At 51.8% G+C, this 20063-nt stretch carries 14 protein-coding genes and 1 pseudogene; 5 read left to right on the forward strand and 10 right to left on the reverse strand.

The features are described from left to right. The first annotated feature begins 135 nt into the window (after window positions 1-135). Window positions 136-3186 carry a T9SS type A sorting domain-containing protein gene (locus tag IPN95_01790; GenBank protein MBK9448151.1) on the forward strand — a complete coding sequence of 1017 codons (3051 nt, stop codon included), beginning with the start codon at window positions 136-138 and terminating at the stop codon, window positions 3184-3186. Window positions 3187-3275: 89 nt separating this feature from the next. Here IPN95_01790 and nadB read toward each other — a convergent pair whose 3' ends face one another. From nadB to IPN95_01830, 8 genes are all read right to left on the reverse strand, one after another. Further along, on the reverse strand, window positions 3276-4868 hold the full coding sequence (nadB, locus tag IPN95_01795; protein MBK9448152.1) for an L-aspartate oxidase: 1593 nt from the start codon (window positions 4866-4868) through the stop codon (window positions 3276-3278). 137 nt (window positions 4869-5005) lie between these two features. After that, window positions 5006-5995: a MoxR family ATPase gene (locus tag IPN95_01800; GenBank protein MBK9448153.1), complete on the reverse strand. Its 990-nt coding sequence runs from the start codon at window positions 5993-5995 to the stop codon at window positions 5006-5008. Next, window positions 5992-7329: a peptidylprolyl isomerase gene (locus IPN95_01805; GenBank protein ID MBK9448154.1), complete on the reverse strand. Its 1338-nt coding sequence runs from the start codon at window positions 7327-7329 to the stop codon at window positions 5992-5994. The genes IPN95_01800 and IPN95_01805 overlap by 4 nt, the downstream gene beginning before the upstream one ends. Before the next feature lie 7 nt (window positions 7330-7336). Beyond that, a complete protein-coding gene (locus tag IPN95_01810; protein MBK9448155.1) occupies window positions 7337-8200 on the reverse strand; it encodes a peptidyl-prolyl cis-trans isomerase in 864 nt (287 codons plus the stop codon). Between the two features lie 2 nt (window positions 8201-8202). Continuing rightward, window positions 8203-10248, reverse strand: coding sequence for a peptidylprolyl isomerase (locus IPN95_01815; GenBank protein ID MBK9448156.1), 2046 nt, complete (start codon window positions 10246-10248; stop codon window positions 8203-8205). 201 nt (window positions 10249-10449) lie between these two features. Next, on the reverse strand, window positions 10450-10857 hold the full coding sequence (locus tag IPN95_01820) for an ATP-binding protein (protein ID MBK9448157.1): 408 nt from the start codon (window positions 10855-10857) through the stop codon (window positions 10450-10452). Further along, entirely contained in the window at window positions 10854-11192 is a 339-nt protein-coding gene (locus IPN95_01825) for an STAS domain-containing protein (GenBank protein MBK9448158.1), read from the reverse strand. The genes IPN95_01820 and IPN95_01825 overlap by 4 nt, the downstream gene beginning before the upstream one ends. Window positions 11193-11230: 38 nt before the next feature. Further along, window positions 11231-13351, reverse strand: coding sequence for a SpoIIE family protein phosphatase (locus IPN95_01830; GenBank protein ID MBK9448159.1), 2121 nt, complete (start codon window positions 13349-13351; stop codon window positions 11231-11233). 219 nt (window positions 13352-13570) lie between these two features. Between IPN95_01830 and IPN95_01835 the strand changes: the two genes are divergently transcribed. From IPN95_01835 to IPN95_01850, 4 genes and pseudogenes are all read left to right on the forward strand, one after another. Next, entirely contained in the window at window positions 13571-14140 is a 570-nt protein-coding gene (locus IPN95_01835) for a 3'-5' exonuclease (GenBank protein MBK9448160.1), read from the forward strand. Window positions 14141-14180: 40 nt separating this feature from the next. Further along, window positions 14181-14821: pseudogene (locus tag IPN95_01840) on the forward strand (DUF5011 domain-containing protein). 194 nt (window positions 14822-15015) lie between these two features. Further along, window positions 15016-15882, forward strand: a complete 867-nt coding sequence (locus tag IPN95_01845; protein ID MBK9448161.1) for an RnfABCDGE type electron transport complex subunit D — start codon at window positions 15016-15018, stop codon at window positions 15880-15882. 46 nt (window positions 15883-15928) lie between these two features. Further along, window positions 15929-17602, forward strand: a complete 1674-nt coding sequence (locus IPN95_01850) for a DUF2330 domain-containing protein (protein ID MBK9448162.1) — start codon at window positions 15929-15931, stop codon at window positions 17600-17602. A 196-nt stretch (window positions 17603-17798) separates the two neighbouring features. Here the strand turns inward: IPN95_01850 and IPN95_01855 are convergent, their stop codons facing one another. Together IPN95_01855 and IPN95_01860 are read right to left on the reverse strand one after the other, a co-directional pair. Next, window positions 17799-19481 carry an AarF/ABC1/UbiB kinase family protein gene (locus tag IPN95_01855; protein ID MBK9448163.1) on the reverse strand — a complete coding sequence of 561 codons (1683 nt, stop codon included), beginning with the start codon at window positions 19479-19481 and terminating at the stop codon, window positions 17799-17801. Window positions 19482-19606: 125 nt separating this feature from the next. Continuing rightward, a complete protein-coding gene (locus IPN95_01860; protein MBK9448164.1) occupies window positions 19607-19987 on the reverse strand; it encodes a hypothetical protein in 381 nt (126 codons plus the stop codon). Window positions 19988-20063 lie beyond the last annotated feature (76 nt).

The following is a 20063-nucleotide window of genomic DNA, read 5'->3' on the forward strand; positions in this document are numbered from 1 at the left end:
GAATGCCGAAAAAAAGCAGGGCACAATCCTGTTTTGAATTCGTCAATCCGAGTGGTTTTTGGTGGAAAATACGCTTTCTGGACCATGAACTGGCTTTTTGAGAAATTAGGTTAGAGAATTAAACGACATCTGATGATGAGTCAATTACCACAATCGCCCTTTGGGAACCCTTTACGCTTTTTGCTGATTTTGCTCACCCTGACAATCGGAATTTCCGGTGTGCGAGCGCAGTGCCCCGTCAATGCCTCCTTTAACCACAGCTCGAGTTACATCTGTCAAGGTGCAAGCCTTACCTTTAACAATACAACCACAGGAGGTGCCATCGGCCAGAATTGGTTTGAGAACGTCACTTCCTTCTCTACGCTGCTCAGCCCGACCCGAACGTTCAATACGCCGGGCACTTACATCATTTCGCTGCTTTCAACGAATGGGGCTTGCACGGATACCGCTCAATCTGCCATCACCGTGAGCCCGACCATGACGGCTACGGCAACATTTGTGAGCCCGACCTGTTTCAATGGCACCAACGGATCTGCCAACCTCACACCTGGCGGAGGCACTCCCAACCGCAGCGTCAACAACAACCGTGCAATCTCTGACTACATCGCCGCCAACACCGTTTCCAATGCGGGTTATGCAGGTGGCATTACGGTCGAAGCTTGGGTTAAACCAAGGTCCACTTGGACAACAGGGGACGGCCTTTTTATGGCGTTCAACCAGACCGGCGGTACAAGCAATCGCTTCTTCGTGGGATACAATCCTGGCTTTCAGCAGTTTGTTTATTTTGATGACAATACTGGAAACTCATTCATGCTGGGAACCCAACCTCGGGGAAATTGGTACCATGTTGCGCTGACAATCAATGCTGCCAACCAAGTGAATTTTTACTTGAATGGGGTCCTCAATAAAACCTTCAACACGACCAATACTTGGATTCCGCAAGCGGGAGATCGCTTTTCCATGGGACAAGAATGGGATTACACGGTGCTTTCCCAGCACTTTGATGGATTCATTGACGAAGCCCGTGTATGGAATGCAGTTTTGTCTGGCCCAACGATTTTGAGCAATAGAAACAGTTGCATGGGCATCAACAATACCCACCCCAACTGGGGAAATTTGGTTGCCTATTACAGCATGAACGAGGGTTCGGGCACGTATATTTTTGACCGCTCTGGCCGCAACAACCACGGTCAGCGCATCAACGGCACTGTTTATGGCACCGCTGCTGAAAGCAACTGGGGCTGCTTCAGTGCTGGAACGGGTTACGGCTATTCCTGGAGCAATGGCGCCACCACCGAAGACCTCACAGGCATCGGCGCAGGCACCTACACCGTCACCCTGATGGATGGCGCTGGCGCAGGTTGCAATCCGACGGCGACCGTGACCCTCATCAACCCAGCAGCTACGGTAGTCGCAATCACCCCTCCCGGACCGGTCGCGATTTGTGCCGGCTTGTCCACGACCTTGACCGCATCTGGCGCGAATACCTATGTTTGGTCACCGGGAACCGGCCTTTCGGGAACGACGACGCCATCTGTCACGGCAAGTCCGACCGGCACGACGACCTATACTTGTGTCGGTACAAGCGCATTGGGATGCACAGGCAGTTCCACCGTACAGGTTGTCGTCAATCCCTTGCCAACAGCAACGATTACAGGAACCAACATCCTTTGCTTTGGAGACACCACTACCCTTACAGCTGGCGGAGGTACCTCTTATGTGTGGAGCAACGGCCCTACAACCGCTGGAAACACGGTGACTCCTGGCACGACGACAACCTACACGGTCACTGTCACCGACGCCAATACCTGTATCGATACGGAAACTGCAACGGTCACTGTCAACCCATTACCGATCGTGACCTTCACGGGAATTGACACGATTTGCAATGGTGATTCGACAACGATCACCGCCGCAGGCGGCACTGGCTACGTATGGAGCAATGGCCCCACTACCGCGGGTCAAATCCTTGCTCCTAATACTTCGACAAGCTACACGGTCACCGTTTCGGATGCCAATTCTTGCGAAAATACGGGCTCCATCACGGTCGTTGTCAATGCATTGCCGGTGCTGAACTTTGCCGGCATCGATACGATCTGTGCGGGCGATACTACGCAAATCACGGTTGCTGGGGCAAGCACCTATCTCTGGGGCCATGGTCCGACCACGGCCCTCGTCGATTTGAATCCGTTTGGAAACACATTTTATAGTGTGATGGGAACCGACAGCAATGGTTGCAGTGCTGCCGATTCGATCGAAATCATCGTCAATGCCTTGCCGGTCATCACGATCACAGGCAACGATACGCTCTGCGTTGGCGATTCCACTTTGCTCACCGGAAATGGCGGCACAAGCTACCTTTGGAGCACCGGGGATCTGACGTCCATGATCACAGCGATTCCCGCCGGCAATACGACCTATACCTTGACAGGCACAGATGGCAATGGCTGCAGTGGTAATGCCGCATTCGCAGTCGTGGTCAATGCGCTTCCGACCCCGACCATCACAGGCTTGGACAGCATCTGCGTTGGTGACACCACGACTTTGATTGCCTCAGGCGGATTGACTTATTTCTGGAGCACGTTTACGAATACCGCAAGTATTTCCGTCGGTCCGTTGGTCAATACCACTTATACGGTTACCGCTACGGATGGCAATGGCTGCGAAGCCTCGGCAAGTACGACCGTAGTGGTCAATGCCCTGCCAACGACACCGGTCATCACCCAAAGCGGCAACCTGCTGTCGACAACGGGCGGATTTGCCAGCTATCAATGGTTTTTCAATGGCAACCCGATTTCGGGGGCAACGTCTGCGAGCCATACTGCAACACAAGACGGCAACTATACCGTCACTGTGACCAATGCGGCAGGATGCTCTGCAACTTCAGCTCCACTTGCAGTCATCGTCATCGGGATCACGCCAAGTGGTTTTGCCAACTTCGGATTGCAGGTTTATCCCAATCCGAATGGCGGCAAATTCACGGTGCGTTTGGACTTGGAGCGTGACCGGAATGTAAGCTTGCGGATCTTTGACTTGGTCGGCAAGCAGGTTTGGAGTCAGCAAGGCGATCTTCCATTCGGCGAATGGAAACAAGCCATCGACCTCAGCCAATTGACCAAGGGCACCTACATGCTCGACGTCACTTCTGAAGGTCAACGGATGACGACGAAGGTGGTCGTGCAATAAGCGCTGGAGATCGTGAATCAAAAAAACGCCCCGAAGAGAAACGGGGCGTTTCTTGCCCCATTTCTATTTTCCTGCAATCGCAATCGCGGTTACAACACCGTATCATAAGCCTGCGGCAGCTTCTCGGGATAATCCGTCGTGAAGTGCAGGCCTCGGCTTTCCTTGCGAATCTTGGCCGATTTGATGGTCAGATAGGCGCAGGTGATGATGTTGCGCAATTCGCAGAGCTCGGGGGAGACTTTGGTTTTGCGGTAAAAGTCTTCTGTCTCTTCGAATATCAACTTAATGCGGCGCTCGGCACGCTCCAAGCGCAGGTTGCTGCGCACGATGCCCACGAAGTTGGTCATCAAGGTCTGCACCTCGCGGAAGTTGTGCGAAATCAGCACCCATTCCTCGGTCAATTCCACGCCTTGCTCGTTCCATTCCGGGATATCTTCCTGAAAATTGTAGTTCTGCCAGTTTTCCTTGACGGCTTCGAAGATGTTGTGGGCATAGACGATCCCTTCGAGCAAGCTGTTGGATGCCAGGCGATTCGCCCCATGTAACCCCGAACTGCTCACTTCACCCATGGCATACAAACGGCCGATGCTCGAATGTCCGTGCATGTCGATCAAAACCCCGCCGCAAGTGTAATGCTGTGCGGGCCTTACAGGAATCATGTCTTTGGTAATGTCGATACCCTTGCTCAGGCACTTCTCCAAAATGTTGGGGAAATGGCCATGCAATTCCTTGGGGTCGATATGGGTGGCGTCGAGCCAGACAAATTCGGAGCCGGAAAGCTTCATTTCGTTGTCGATGGCGCGGGCGACGATGTCACGGGGTGCGAGGTCCTTGCGGGGATCGTACTTTTCCATGAATGCCGTCTTGTTGTATTGCGTGCGCAAGATGGCGCCGGCACCACGCATGGCTTCGGTGATCAAAAAGGCGGGGCGCACGCCGGGTTCGTAGAGCGAGGTCGGATGAAACTGGGCGAATTCCATGTTGGCGACGCGGCCCATGGCGCGGTACACCATCGCGATGCCGTCACCCGTGGCGACGCTCGGGTTGGTGGTCGCATCAAAGACATTGCCGCAGCCGCCCGAGGCGAGCATGGTCAGGCGCGAGAGGATGCGCACGACCTTTTTGGCCTTGACGTCGAGGGCGTAAACGCCGTAACATTCGATGCCGGGAGTGCCGCGGTTGAGGTAACGCCCGAGATGATGCTGCGTGAGCAGGTCGATGGCGAAGAAATGTTCGCTGAGGGTGATGTTGGGATGCAACTCGACAGCGGCCAAGAGGGCGCGTTCGATTTCCCAGCCCGTGGCATCCTTGGAGTGGAGAATGCGGCTTTCGGAGTGGCCACCTTCGCGGCCAAGGCTGAGGGTGCCGTCTTCGCGGCGGTCGAAGCGGGCGCCATTGTCGATGAGCTCCTGCACGCGCAGGGGGCCATTTTCGACGACCATGCGCACCACTTCCTCATTGCAAAGGCCGTCGCCCGCATCGAGGGTGTCGGCAACATGGGATTCGAAGGTATCCATATTGGAAACAACGGCCGCGATACCGCCCTGCGCATACTTGGTATTGCTTTCGTCTTTGTTGCGCTTGGTTATGATGAGCACCTTGCCCAACTGCGCCGCCTTGAGCGCAAACGACAGTCCGGCCACGCCGGAACCGATCACCAAAAAATCTGTGCGAATGTCCATGTGGCTAAAGTAGGGAATTTTTGTTTCCTACGGTTGGCCATGAACGATGCTGTGATGTCCCAACCTGCGGCAGCGTCAAATAGCGAAGGGGGCGCTATCACCAAAAAAGTGTTAGCGCCCCCTTCGCACAAAAAGGATTACCCCTCGTTCATCAAGCGCTTGATGATGTCGGCGCTCGTGATGCCTTCGGCTTCAGCGGTGAAGCTGGGCACGATACGGTGGCGCAAGACGGAAACGGCGACGGCCTTCACGTCTTCGATGTCGGGGCTGTATTTGCCGCGGAGCAGGGCGTGCGCCTTGGCGCCGAGGATCAGGTATTGCGAGGCGCGTGGGCCTGCACCCCATGTGATCAAGTCCTTGATAAATGCCGGGGCGGCAGGCGTGCCGACACGGGTTTTGGTGACCAAGTTCACGGCGTAGGTGATCACAGTGTCTGTGACAGGCACCTTGCGCACGAGGTCTTGGAAATATTGGATGTCTTCGCGGTCGAGGATGACCTTGAGCTCGGCTTTGTGATCGCTCGTCGTCTGCTTGACGATGTTGATTTCCTCCTGCAGCGTAGGATAACCGACCTCGATGTTGAACATGAAGCGGTCGAGCTGCGCCTCGGGCAATGGGTAGGTACCTTCCTGCTCGATCGGGTTTTGGGTCGCCAACACGAAGAAAGGCTCGTCGAGTTTATAGCTCTGACCTGCGATGGTCACCCTTTTTTCCTGCATCGCCTCCAAAAGCGCGGCTTGCGTCTTGGGAGGGGTACGGTTGATCTCGTCGGCGAGGATGATATTCGCGAAGATCGGACCCTTGATGAACTTGAAATATTTTTTGTTGGTGTCCACGTCGATCTCCAAAATTTCGGAGCCGAGGATGTCACCGGGCATCAGGTCAGGCGTGAACTGAATGCGGTTGAACTCCAAGTCGAGGATGCGGGAAACAGTGCTGATGAGCAAGGTTTTCGCGAGACCGGGCACACCGACCAACAAACTGTGACCTTTGCAGAAGAGCGCGATGATCAATTTCTCGATCACATCCTCTTGGCCTACAATGACTTTGCCAATTTCAGCTTTAAGGGCTTTGTATTTTTCGGCGAGCGCGTCGGCTGCCTGCTTATCGTCTTTGTACTTGCTCATTGAATCCAGTTGCTTAAAACTTCCTTGCAGTCGGTGTCTTTGATCTCGATGAAGATGTTCTTACGTGCACTCATCAACCAACGTTCGAGTTCGCCGGCTTGTTTTGCCTGAAGCGCCGCGGATTGAATTTTTTGGTAATCGGCCTCGAGGCTTGCCACGTGGGGTGCGACACGCTTTTTGAGGTAAAGCATGTGGTAAACCTTCTTGTTGTCGGGCTGAATCCACTCCATCGGCTCCGTGATATCGCCCTCCTTCATCTCATCGACCTTGAGGTAGAAGTCAGCGTCGAGGAGGTCAAGGGGAATCCGGGTTTCGCCCGTTTGCGGATTTTTGATGCATCCGCCGCAGGTTTTGGTTTCGTCGTCGTCGGAATATTCACGTGCAGCGCGCTCAAACGTCAAGGTGTCGGTCGCCTCGATCTTGGCCCGAATTTCCTTGAGCTGCTCTTCGGCGCGCAATTCGTCCTCATAATTGACGCGTGGGGCGACCAGAATGTGACGGGCACTGACGAGTTCGCCGACAATCTTGTATACCTGCATGATGTGGAAGCCGAATTCGCTTTTGAAGACTTGGGAAATTTCTCCCTCCTTGGATTTGAATGCAATCTCTTCAAAGGCAGGAACCATTCGCCCACGGCCAAATTCGCCTAAGTCGCCACCCAAACGTGCACTGCCAAAGTCCTCGGAAATCTTCTTTGCCATTTCCTGAAACCCGACTTCGCCGCGGACGATCTGCTCCCTTGCAGTCTCCAATTTAGCCTTGGCGTCCTTGATCGCAGCGTCGGTCGCCACCGGACGTTTGACAATGTGGAACAATTCGACCTCAGCGGGCAAATAGGGAAGGCTGTCACTGGGGAAGCCATTGTAGAATTTCTTGACTTCGCGCGGTGTGATCACGACCTTGGAGATGATCTGCTCGCGCATGCGTTCGACGAGCAGTTGGTCTTGAATTTCAGGCCAAAGGTCGGCTTTGATCTCGATCAGCGGCTTATGGTATTCTTCTTCGAGTTTGGCGATGCTGCCAAATCCTTGAATGAAGTAATTGAGTTTGCGGCCCAACTCGGATTCAATTTGGTCGTCGGTGACGGTGAGCGAGTCCTGTCTCGCCTTGTTCAGGAGGAGCTTCTCGATGATGAGCTTCTCCAAAATCTGGCAACGCAGCGTACCGTCGTCTTTTTGCCCATTGGCGATAAAATAGGCGAATTGGTTTTCGACATCAGAAAGCAGGATGATGTCTTCGCCTACCACCGCGACAATTTTGTCGAGCAATTGGGCTTGGAGGCTGCTGCCAAAACCGATGAACGAGACCAAGATGGCCAAAAGGATTTTTTTCATCTTGGAATCAGTATTCGTGGATGTAATTGTTGGTGCGGGCATTTTTCAGGATCTTCTCTTCGTTTTTCTCAATCAAGCTCACTTTCCGTTCATTGAGGATCAGATCCACGATTTTGTCGCGGCAAAGCTCGATGGTGAGCGGTTCGCCCGCTTCGACGACCTGAATCATCTTGAAAAGATAGTAGCGCTTCTCTCCTCTGATAACGCCATTCCATCGAATTAATTTTCCCGGGGCAGTTTTTTGAAGGTTTCCGTAGTAGCCTTTGGAGACAAACTCGATTTTGGACTCATTGACATAGTTGCTGTCAACTTTGGATTCGATCGCATTTTCCTTTGCCCATTCCTTGAGTTTGACGATGTCTTGTGGATTCCCACTTCTCATCCAGTCGGCCACCAAAGCGACATCACTTTTGTTGGTGACAATGTAAAAGTAGTTGTAGAGCTTCTCAGAACTGATAAAGTTGTCTTTGTTGGCTTCGTAGAAGGCCACGATTTCCTTTTTGGAGACATTTTTATCCAAAGACTCCTCGATCAGCCGGTTTTCGTAACCATGCATGATCAATTTGGCTTTGTAGTCCTGAACCTTGTGTTCGACTTCCTCTGCGAGGTCTTTGTAGGTGCTGAGGGCCTCGTCCATGATGGCCTGTTCCTCCAGCCATTGCTGTACAAATGCCTTTGAAACACGCGAACTATCTTCCGGGGAAAGTCCCTTTGGAAGATAGTTCGCGAGCATTTCCTTGGTCAGTTGACGCTCTTTGTAAGCGGCAATTGCGCCATTGTCATCTGGTGTTTTGCCCCCACCACAGCCCATAATGGCTAAGGTCAGGCCTATTCCCGAGCAGATATGCAGGATATGCCGGGGATCAAACACGCTTATTTATAGAGCTTTTCGAGCACTTTGGTTTTCACTTCGACAGGATACTTGGCCGCAAGTTCCTTGAGCCACTCAGCCTCCAGATAGTTCTGGTATTGGGTAATGCACTCGCTTTTGGCATCCTCAAAGGACTTCTGACCAGCAGAAAGATTCTCCTGCAATACCAAAATACGGAATGTGCGGCCACCTTCCAGGATTTCACTGCGGAAACCTTGTTGCTTGCCAAACATCACGGCCTCTTGCTCGGCTTTGCCTTTTTCGTAGTTCTGTGTGCGAATGCGGATGTTGAGGGCCGAACTTTTGTTGACTTCGGTGTCAATTTCCTTTTCGGTTTTGCCATCGGCAAGCAACTTCTGAACCTGCTCGATCACAGGGCGCTTTTCAGAGATGTACTCGGTGACAACGACACGTTCGCCAGCGGTGAATTTGCTTTGATTGTCGTTGTAGTACTTCTTGAGGCCAACGGTGTCTTCGACGGCTTTGCGCCACACTTTGTCTTCTGTGAGGGTGAAGAGCAGGATTCCGTCACGGTATTCTTTCAACAGTTCACGGTAGTCGCGGTATTTTTTAGGCAATTGCTGCTCCTCGTAATTGAGCATTTCTTGCTCGATGTACATCGGGAGAAGCTTGTCGGTGACCTGCTGCGTTGTTGCACCTTCGAAGCCTTTGTGGAGGTTTACATACCAATCAAGGTAGTTTTTGACCGTACCTGTTTTCTTCTCGGAATCTTTGCCGATCGAGAAAACAGGGAGTTCATACAGTCCTTTGTGCAAGGAATCGGTTGGTCTCCAGAAGCCTTTGGTATATACACCTGATGCGCCTTCGTCGTCAATTTGCTTCACCAATTTGGCCATGCCATCGGTGAATTGCTGAAAAGCATAGTCCTTTTTCACGCGAGCGATCAGGCGCTCGCGGCTGAGGGTGCTGCGCGCATCACGAGCGATGCGGGTTTTCAATTCGGGGGCGGATTCTTCAAAGCTCTTGATCGGCTCTACCTCGGTTACCTTCAAGATGTGGCTACCAAAGCTCGTCGAAAACGGTTCGGAGACTTCGCCGGCACCCAATTTGCGCTTGTAGGTTTCCATTTCCGGGATCAAACGGCCTTGTCCCAAGGCGCCGCCTTTTTTGGCAGTATTGGGGTCGTCGCTGTATTTCTCACATAACTCGTTCCAATCACCGCCGGCTTTGAGCTTCTGGTGAATTTCATTGATCATTGTTTTGGCCTGCTCTTCAGTCTTGGCGGTGTACTGTGCACCGACACGGATGATGATGTGCGCGGCTGTCTTTTTGCCAGTATTCGGGACACGGTCATAGACCTTGACGATGTGGTAGCCAAAGGTGCTGCGCACCGGCTTGGAAACCTCGCCGACCTTGGTATTGTAGGCACCCGATTCAAAGGGATAAACCATGTCAAAAACACTGAAATAGCCAAGGTCACCTTTGTTGGACTTGGCACTTGGATCGGTACTGTGGCGCTGGGCCATGGTGCCAAAGTCCTTGCCGCCGGTCACGATGGAGTCACGGATTGCGAGAATTTTCTCGTAAGCCTTGAGTGTATCTTCGGCAGGCGCATCAGGACCTACGGCGATCAGGATATGTGACGCAGCTACGATTTCCTTGCTACGGTCATAGGCTTGGTGTACAAGCTCTTCCTGGCTGCTTTTGTCGACGAGGTAAGGCTGGGCGAGTTGCTTGCGATAGCCTTCGAATTCAGTTTTGAAGGCGTCGGCGTTCTGAAGACCATTGGCTTCAGCTTCGAGAACCTTGCGCTTGAAATTGATGTAGAGGTCGAGGTACTCCTTGTACTGCGCTTGGGTATGGCTTTTGACTGCATCCCAACCGCCATTGTTTTTTTGGTAGACATACTCAAAGTCACTCTTTTGGACGGTGTCTTTGCCAGGGAATACCAAAAGTGCAGGATCCTTTTTGCTGGTTTTGCCCTTGCCCTTGGATTTGCCCCCGCCAAGATCGGCCCCCGAAACCAAGGAAAACGATCCGAAAAGCGCAAAAGCGAGAAGTAAGACGATGGTTACCTGTTTTCTCATTGCATTCAATCCTTTATTCTGAATTTAGGAGGGCAAATTTAAGCAAAATAGCGATAAGTCAGGCAATAATTCTGAGAATCAAGACCCCGAAATCTTGGCTGCGAAAAGTTTGTTGAGGATTTTTAACAGTCGCCGCCCTTGCGGCATCCGCAGTTTCACGTCTTGGTCCAGAGCCGGCAGGGCGCTTTCCGGAACAAAAGCTCAGACATATTTGATGAAGCGATAGACGAAATGGTCGTCGTTTTCCACGACCTCAATCTTGTCCATGATTTTGTTGATCAGAAAAATGCCCAAGCCTCCCTTGGTGCGCTTGCGAATGATCTCGGCAAGGTCTTCGGGCTTGTATTCATGGATCGGAAACGGATCGCCGTTGTCGGTGAGCTCAATGAGCAACTCCTTGCCGTTGCGGCTGATGGTGAGCTTGATCCGCGAACTTTCGTCACAAAGGTGATGGTGAATGATGCTGTTGGCACAGGCCTCGTCCACCGCGAGCACGAGCTGATGGGTGACAGCGTCTTGCACATTAAGGGCACGCAGTTCCTCTTCCACGAAGGCTCTGATCTTGGGGAGACTCTGCTTGGAGCAAGCGGCTACGTAATGTGTCTTCATACGCCTAGGAGGTTTTCTGCTTCTTCATTGGTTGCCACAATCGTCATCAACTGCTCCAAGCCCAACAATTGAAAAACCTTGAAGACGTTGTCTGCCATGTTGGTGAAGACAAACTTGCCGCCGTTGGCATTCAATACGTCCATAAAGGAGATGAATACACCAAGCCCTGCACTCGAGATGTAACGCAATCCGGCACAATCGATATGAAACTTGTAGATATCGCGATCGATGCCTTCTTGGATTTTTTCATCCATTTGCATGGACGAATTGGCATCCAAATCTCCGTCGGGGATCAGGGTGATGTACTTTCCGTGATTGTGCTCCTTTATCTGCATCGCCTTTTTTTACGGTTTCTATTTCGAATTGGTTGACGTCATAAGAATTTGATTACCAAGATGCTGTAATCGTCCTCGATTTTTCCTCCGGTAAACGCCTTGACTTGGGAGACCAAGGTCTCCACAATCAGTCTGGAATCGGTCCTGCGCAGCCTTTGTACAATTTCTTGCAGACGCTCGAAGGTGAATTCTTCCATGGTTGAATTTCTTGCCTCAATGATGCCATCGGTAAACAAAATGATCAGGTCTCCCGGATGAAGTGCGATTTTCTCGGGTTCGCCGATGTAGTTGGCAAATGAATCGTTGCGCACGATGCCCAGCCCCGGTCCGCCCTTGCTCAGGATGCGCAAAGCATCCTGTTGACTGTCGTAATAGAGCGTTTCGCAATGTCCCGCGCGCAACAATTCAAGTTCTTTGCGCTCCATGTCGATCTGCAAATAGGTCAGGGTCATGAAGCTGCCCTTGCGGAGGCATTTGCTCAGCGCCTTGTTGGCAGTCAAAATCACGTCACGCACACCCATGTCGAGCTGCGTGAGTGCTTGAAAGATTCCCTTGGTCTCGGCCATGTAAAAGGCAGCGGTTGTCCCTTTACCGGAGACATCTCCGATGGCAATTTTGTAGGTTTGGCCGTTTTGAGTCACGTCGTAGAAGTCTCCCCCGATCTCGTCGACCTCTTGACTCATGACAAAAAATTCGATTTGATCGGTGCCGGGAAGCGCTTGCGGCAAAATCTGCTTTTGGAAAGTTTTGGCCATCCTGAGCTGCTCACGGTAAACTTCCAAATCAATGGACCGGGCGACAAGCTCTGCGTTTTCGATGGAAATACCGCTTTGCTCGGTCAATCCGACCAACATCAGCACCGTTGCGTCCTCAAACGAGCCAGCCAATTCATTGAGCAGATAGATCACGCCGACCGGCTTGCGGGAAGTCATGATCGGCAAGGCCAACAAGCTGCGGATGCGTGTGCGTGCAAACCGGAAATGTTTGTGGTTGCGGATGTTACGAATGTGGATGTGTTTCCCCGAATCCAAAACTGCACGGGTGATGTTGTCCCGTCTGCGCAGTTCTTCGATTTCGGCCATTTCCACATTTTTGGAATAGCTCACCAACAAGTCGGTTTTGCCCTCGCTGTCACCGTAAAGTTCGATCCACCCGCCCGTTGCATTGCTTGTGAGTAGGCTGGCATCCAAGAGTGTGCGCAAAATCTCCTCCGAATCCAGATTGCTTTGGATGCTTTGGTTGATGCGCTGAATGGTCGCCAACTCGGAGCTCCGTTGCTCAAAAACACTGCTCGTCGGCAAATTGAATATCAAAACCAGTCCGGAAATGAGCGTGTAGATCACCGGAAAGAGAAAAAACAGCCCCAAGATCAAGTAGCGCTTGGTGAGCAATTCGCCAAAATCGGAGCTATGGGGCAAGGCATCAAATGGAAACTGCTGGAAGAATGCGACAAAGAGCAGGACGATGATAATGATGAGAAACAAGCTTCTCAGCTTTTGGTTGAAGTTGAGGTAGGCACTCCAATTCACATTCGCGCTCAGCAGTAAGGATGCCCCGATAAACACCGGAATCAAAATGCGATTGTAGATGGTCTCCAGTTGTGAGGGTTCATCGAGATTTGTGCCACCCATGAAGGAAAGGGAGGGTTCGGCCCCGATGAACAAGCGCACGATTCCGAGGACAAAAACGACCTCCATGATACGCCAAGAGACCACCTTGCGCTTATTTTTCTGGTAGAGAATAAGCTTTCGATAGATGAAAAGCGTGCTCAAACAAAAGATCAGCAAGGCATAAAGCTTGACAGAAACGCTGAGCGATTTCACCTGTGCATACAGGGCATCGGTTTCCATGTAGCTCTCAATGATCTCAAAAAGGAATACCAGGCTGATGCAGGAAATGCCGATGACGACCAGTTTCCAAAGCAGGTCGATCACATCCCATTTCTCGATGCGGCGCAAGACTTGATCGATGAGTACGTAGTTGCAAATGAAAAATGCTGCGTAGAAGCTCAGACGCAACGGTTCACTCAAAAAGTTTGGATAGATCGCATAGCTCACTGTCAGGTTGCTCACCCAATAGTAGAAATTGATGACCAGGATGGGAATCCACGTGGAGATCCCCAACAGGAACAACAAGCTATATTTACTGACCAGACGCAATCCGCAACGGGTATCGGTGGCTTTTGATTCTGGCCGGAGCCAAATTGATTCACGGCCAAAAAGAGCCTGCAAATTAAGCCAATCCTTAGGCCAATGCAAAGTTGCGGCTTGCTTGGTCATCGAGGAATTTCCCGATGGCGGCCGCCAGAAGGCAAAAAAGCTGCTCGCAGCCACTGAGGAGACGTTCTGAATCCGAGCGAATTCCGTACCTTCCCGCCCATGTACATTGTATTTGACACAGAAACCACGGGACTACCCAAGGATTGGAAGGCGCCCGTATCGCAAGTCGACAATTGGCCGCGGCTTGTTCAATTGGGATGGATGCGTTTTGATGCTGCGAATGAAGTCGTGGAAGAGGCGAATCTGATCATTTATCCTGATGGATTTGTCATTCCAAAGGAAGCCTCCCGTATTCACGGCATCTCGCAAGCGCGGGCGCTCGTGGATGGTTTGCCTGTTGCGGACGTTCTCACAAGATTTGTTCAGGCTCTGGAAGCGTCGCAATTTGTCATCGCCCATAACCTCGACTATGACGAAAAGGTGATGGGTGCCGAATTCATTCGTGCCGGGGTCAGCAACCCCTTCAAAGGCAAGAACATGCTCTGCACCAAAACTGCTGCCACCGACTATTGTCAACTTCCCGGGAAGTATGGTTTCAAATGGCCGACCTTGGCCGAATTACACCAAAAACTATTTGGCGCAGGCTTTGAAGATGCCCACAACGCCTTGGGTGACGTCCGCGCAACAGCCCGCAGCTTTTTTGAGTTGAGAAAGCGTGGAGTTATGTAGACTTATCGTATTTTGCATTACAATAAATAATAATCTCCCAATGAAACAGAACATTTTGAACGTTTTTGCCATCGCAATGGTCGCGGTTCTTCTCTTTGCAGGTTGCAAAAAAGACGATGTCACAGCTCCGGTCATCACGCTGCTCGGCGACAACCCGATGAACATTGAAATGGGTACCACCTTTACCGACCCGGGTGCGACGGCCACAGACGATGTCGATGGCGACCTTACAGTGCGATCACGGCATCTGGAACGGTTACGACGACTGCGCCCGGCGTGTATACCCGCAGCTATGTCGTCTCTGACGATGCCGGCAATGCTGGAACGGCTTCGCGTACAGTCAATGTTCAATTGAGCCGCGATGCCATTCTCGGAGCCTATACGAGCACCAACAATTGCCCTGTCCCACAAAGCTTTGTGGCAACCGCTCCCAATTTTGAGACCCATGGCACAGATGGTAAATTCACCATCAACATGTTTTATTACAACGGTGGCACGCTCACCTGCACACTCAATGGCTCGAATGTCACGGTCGATGCCGGACAAGCTCCCAATCCTCAATTTACGACGGTCACCGGAACAGGCACCTTTAATGCAAGCGGCAATGTCTTGACAATGAATTATGTTTTTGATCCAAGTGGATCGCCGGTTGCTTGCACCGTGATTTACACACGCAACTAGGAGCTAAAGGCTTTTCTTCTTAGATGATAGGCGCAAAAACGTAGAAATTTCCACGTTTTTGCGCCTATTCTCGTTTTCTGATCTTTTGTCGCAACTTTTTTTCAATCCACTTTGTGGAATCGTGGATCTCTAGGCACCCTAGATGCACTTACGCCGCAAAGCGCGGCATTCGCAGTCAAAAAACGCATTCGAAGATGAATACCAATACCGCAGTGCTCCATGCGGCAAGGAATCCGCTTGCCCAGATTTGGACATGGTTTTTGAAAGATGCCCGGCACTTTCAGATTCTGTCCCTGTCAACATTCCTCTGTTACGGGATCCTTCAACTCGGTTGGAACACCAACCTCGACCGGATTCTGATCACCTTTGGCACTTGTCTGCTCACGCAGCTTTTCTGGATCAAGTGGAGCGGCGCTCCTTGGCATTCGTTGAAGAGTGCCATGATTTCCAGTCTCGGACTTTGTTTGTTACTCAAAACGAATCTGCTCACAACCGCGATCATTGCGGGAATCCTCACGATCAGCAGCAAATTCATCATTCAGTACGAACGCAAGCACATCTTCAACCCCGTCAATTTTGGCATCATCGCCACCGTGATGCTCACCGGCGATGCCTGGGTCTCGCCCGGTCAATGGGGCAGCAGCTTTACCACGCTATTTTTTGTCGGCGCGGCCGGACTCATGGTGTTGCTGAAATGCGGCCGCATTGACATCAGCTTGGCCTTTATTGTTTCGTATTACGGACTCGAATTTACGCGCTCGGTACTCTGGCTCGGCTGGCCCATCGATCATTTCGGCCACATGGTCACCAATGGCGCCTTGCTGCTGTTTACCTTCTTCATGATCACCGACCCGGTGACGACGCCCAACCATCCCAAAGCCCGGATCGCTTGGGCGGTCATGGTCGGCCTGCTCACTTTTGGCCTGAACCATATCTTCATCCTGAATTCAGGAGCGCCGATCTGGGCACTCTTTATCATTTCCCCGCTTACGCTTGTCTTTGACAAATTCTTCAAGGCTCAAAAATTCAATTGGCTTCCTGCTCCCACTACGCAGGCTTGAAAATCCCGATTCGATTCCATTCCCCCATTTTCAAAGCACAAAAACAATGAAAACAAGACTTTCAAAAGCCCTGCTTCTCGCACTCTCCCTGCTCGTGGGTACCCAACAGGTAAACGCCTTCTGCGGCTTTTACGTCGCCAAGGCCGATGCCAAACTCTTCAATAAATCCTCGCAGGTGATCATAGCGCGCGATGGTAACCATACGGTCATCACCATGTCGAGTGATTATCAAGGCGATGCGAAGGATTTCGCCATGGTTGTTCCCGTGCCGGAGGTGCTCAAGGAGAGCGATATCCGCGTGGTCCAACAGTACATTTTTGACAAATTTGATGCCTTTACTGCGCCGCGTTTGGTGGAATATTGGGATGAAAATCCCTGCCAACAGTACTACTACCAACGCGCAGTATCCTCAAAAACAGAATCCAAGCGTTCCAAAGCCATTGAGGAGTCGAGCATGGATGACTTTGCCAAGGACAACGGTGTGACCATTGAGGCCAAGTACACGGTTGGCGAATATGACATTCTGATCCTGAGCGCAACGGAAAGCACCGGCCTCAAAACTTGGCTCACGGGTAGCGGCTACAAAATCCCGAGCGGGGCCGACGAAGTCTTGGATCCCTATATCAAGGACGGAATGAAGTTTTTTGTGGTCAAGGTGAATCTCGAACAACAAAAAGCACTCGGTGTCCAAACCCTGCGCCCGCTCCAAATCCAATTCAACAGCAGCCGCTTCATGTTGCCCATCCGACTGGGAATGGCCAATGCAGAAAGTGCCCAAGACATGATTGTCTACGCCTTCACCCGCAAAGGACGCGTCGAGACCGCCAATTACCGCACGACCAAATTGCCCACTGATCGCGACATTCCGGAGTTTGTGCTTACCGACAATCTATTCGGTGATTTTTACAAGTCTCTCTATGAAAAGGCTTGGTCGAGCGAAGGTAAAAACTCAGTCATGCTGGAATATGCCTGGGATGAAAGTTCGCAGCAAAGTGTTCATTGCGACCCATGCGTGACGTCGCCACTCAGCTTTGCGGAGGTGCGTGAGGCGGGCGTATGGTGGGTGACGCCTGATGCCGGCGACGGCGGCTATGACGGCGACCTCTTTGTGACGCGCCTGCATGTGCGTTACGACCGCAAGACCTTTCCGCAGGACTTGATGTTCATCAACACGCCCGATCAAAGCAGGTTTCAAGGACGTTATGTCATCCGGCATGCCGCGACTGGGTCCTTGGATTGCGAAGAAGGCAAACGTTATAAATCGGACCTGCGGATGCGTCGGCAGAAAGAATTGCAGGAACTTGCCGCGCTCACTGGCTGGAGCGTAAGCAAATGGGGAAGCTACCTCGGCCAAAACATCTTGCCCGATCCCGTGACGCCGGTGCTACCGAGCTTGCGTGACAGCAACATTCCGCAGTCAAGTTTCCCTATCGGTTTGACGGATCCCAAGGCACATGTGATCAAAGTCAACCGCGCTGGATTCATCATCGTCGAAGACAGTTCAAAGCCTTCAGTTGCCACCGCCCAATCAGACTCGGGCTTGGTGGATGAGGCCACCAGCATAGCAGCTAGCAATGCCTACCTCGGCGACGCTGTGTCGGCCAAGAAGCCGGCCATTACTAGGAACCAATGGCTGCTTGCACTCGCAGGGCTGATGTTTGTCGGGGGCATGATCGTGCGAATCGTTGGCCGAAAGCCAAAACCCGGCGCCAATGCTTGATCGAAATTACCAATTCCAGTGATCGTTTGGACGCGGCTCCCCAGCAATGGGTGGGCCGCTGTCTTTTGGTGGGTATTCGAAGTAAAACGGCAACGGGCAGGATTACCCTTGGGAAGAATCAGGCTGCGAGAAAAACTCGTTGAAAAATTGGGGAGGCAAGGAAAACCAATTCGAAGGAAAGCGAAGGCCTAAAAACCTATTCGTTACGCCCGCTGCGGAGAATGGAAATCAGCAGGAAGAAGCCGGTGATGGCTGCCAAGATGAAAAGTCCAGCGCTCACTTGGGGAATGGTGCCTTCTTCGCGGTAACCCGGAGACGCGACCATGACAATCGCCCCCGAAACGAGCATCGATGCCAAGGCAAGGGCAAGGCTGAGGCGGTTACCAATGCTGTCAAGCGTGTCCATCACCCGATCAAGTCCCGCATGGCGGACTTCCATCGTGATTTGGCCCTTCCTGATTTTCCGCAAAATGGCCTTGACCTCATTGGGGAAGGCCGTGAGGAATGACATCAAGGATTGGCCGCGTGTCGTGGCTTCCTTGAGCAAGTTCTTGGGGCTGAATTGCTCGGCAAGCAATTTGGCACCAAAGGGTTTGACGTGCTCGAGTGTATTGATTTTCGGGTGAATGGTCTTTCCGATCCCTTCCAAAATGGCCAAGGCGCGGAAGATCAAAAACACACTCCCCGGCACCGCCATCTTGTTTTTGTAGATGATCGACTGCAAGCGCTGGGAAATATCCGCGATCGAACTTTCATCAACATCCAAATAGGCAAAGTCCTCGATCAGGTCATTCAGTTCCATTTCCAGGATGCGCATGTCCTTGATGTCGTGCTCGACCGCCAAGCTGCGCAACGCCAAGGCCATTTGTTGTGCATCGTGGTTGGCCATGCCCACAAACACACCTGCGAAAGCAAATTTGTCCTTGGGCAACATTTTGCCCACCATCCCGAAGTCAATGAGGACGATGCGACCGTTTTCCTGCACAAACACGTTACCCGGGTGAGGGTCGGCGTGGAAATAGCCAAATTCGAAGATTTGCGTCAGGTAGATGTCCAATCCCAATTCCGCAATCGCCGTAGGTTCCAGCCCCCATTTGATCAACTGATCGACATCGGTGATTTTGCAGCCCTTGACGAACTCGATCACGAGGACCTTGTCGGTGCTGATTTCGCGATAAGGCTTTGGGACGTAAAAGGACTTTTGAGCCTTGTAAAAATTCCGGAACTGCTCCATTGCCCTACCTTCGGTGAGGTATTGCAGTTCCTTGGACATGGTCTTTTCAAACGAATCGACGATGTCAATGGCGTTGAGGATGCCTTGTTTCTGAAAATAGTTGTCGGCGTAGCCGACCAAGTCCTTGATGATCTGCAGGTCGCTTTGAATCTGCTCGCGCACCCCGGGGCGCTGCACCTTCACAACGACTTCTTCGCCCGTGATCAACCTGGCGCGGTGCACCTGCCCGATGGAGGCGGAGCCGATCACGTCATTCTCGAAGTAGGAGAAAAGTTCCTCGATCTTTTTCCCTGTCTCGTGCTCGATGACCGCGATTGCTTCCTCGGTCGGAAAGGGCGGCACGTTGCTTTGCAGTTTTTGGAGCTCATTGATCAGCTCTTCGGGCAAAATGTCAGGGCGGTTGCTCAGCACCTGACAAAGTTTCACGAATGTCGGACCGAGTTCTTCGGCTGCCATGCGCACGCGTTCCCAGCGGCTGTATTCAAACACGGGCCTGCCTCTGCGTTGCCAAGTAAGGCGTCGTTTTTGGGAAACCAAGCCGCGTAGCCGCGAATGGGTCACCAAATCCTCAAAGCCATACTTGAACAGTACGCCGATCACGGCCCTGATGCGCCGGATATTCTTGATGGTACGCGTGATCTGCATATTCCGAAGGGTGCACGAAATTAAGAAGAATGCTTGATTTGGCAGCAAACTAAAACGACCTCATTCTTGTGGAACGAGGTCGTTGTATGAACCGTCCGCCAGAGGCGGCATTTGTCCGGCCAAAATTAGGCTTCTGCAGTCGCTGCTTCAGCAGTTTTCTTGGCAGGAGCTTTTTTCTTGGATTTGGCGTCTTCCTTTTTCTCAGGAACTTCGATGCCCAATTTGGTTTCGACCACTGCGAGGCGATCCTGAAGCTCTTGAACTTGGGTTTGTGTGGCGAGGTTCATGCGCACCATCACTTCTTCGACCACTTTCTTCAATTTGGTCTCAAACTCTTCGCGCTTGGACTCAGTATTTTTGAACAGGTCGTCGACCAATTTCTTGCCTTCTTCTTGTGACAATTTGTCTTCGTCCACCAGTTTCTCAACCGACTTTTGGAATTTTTCGAGGCTTGAAGAAACCATACCGACACCGGTGTACACGAATTTTTTAAACAGATCCTCCATTTTGATGAGAGATAAAAAGGTTAATGAAAAAAGAATGAATTCGAAGAGTGACATTCAAGAATCGTGCACATGGCGG

The sequence above is a fragment of the Bacteroidota bacterium genome, from assembly GCA_016718825.1.
In the GTDB taxonomy this organism is placed as follows: Bacteria; Bacteroidota; Bacteroidia; order J057; family JADKCL01; genus JADKCL01.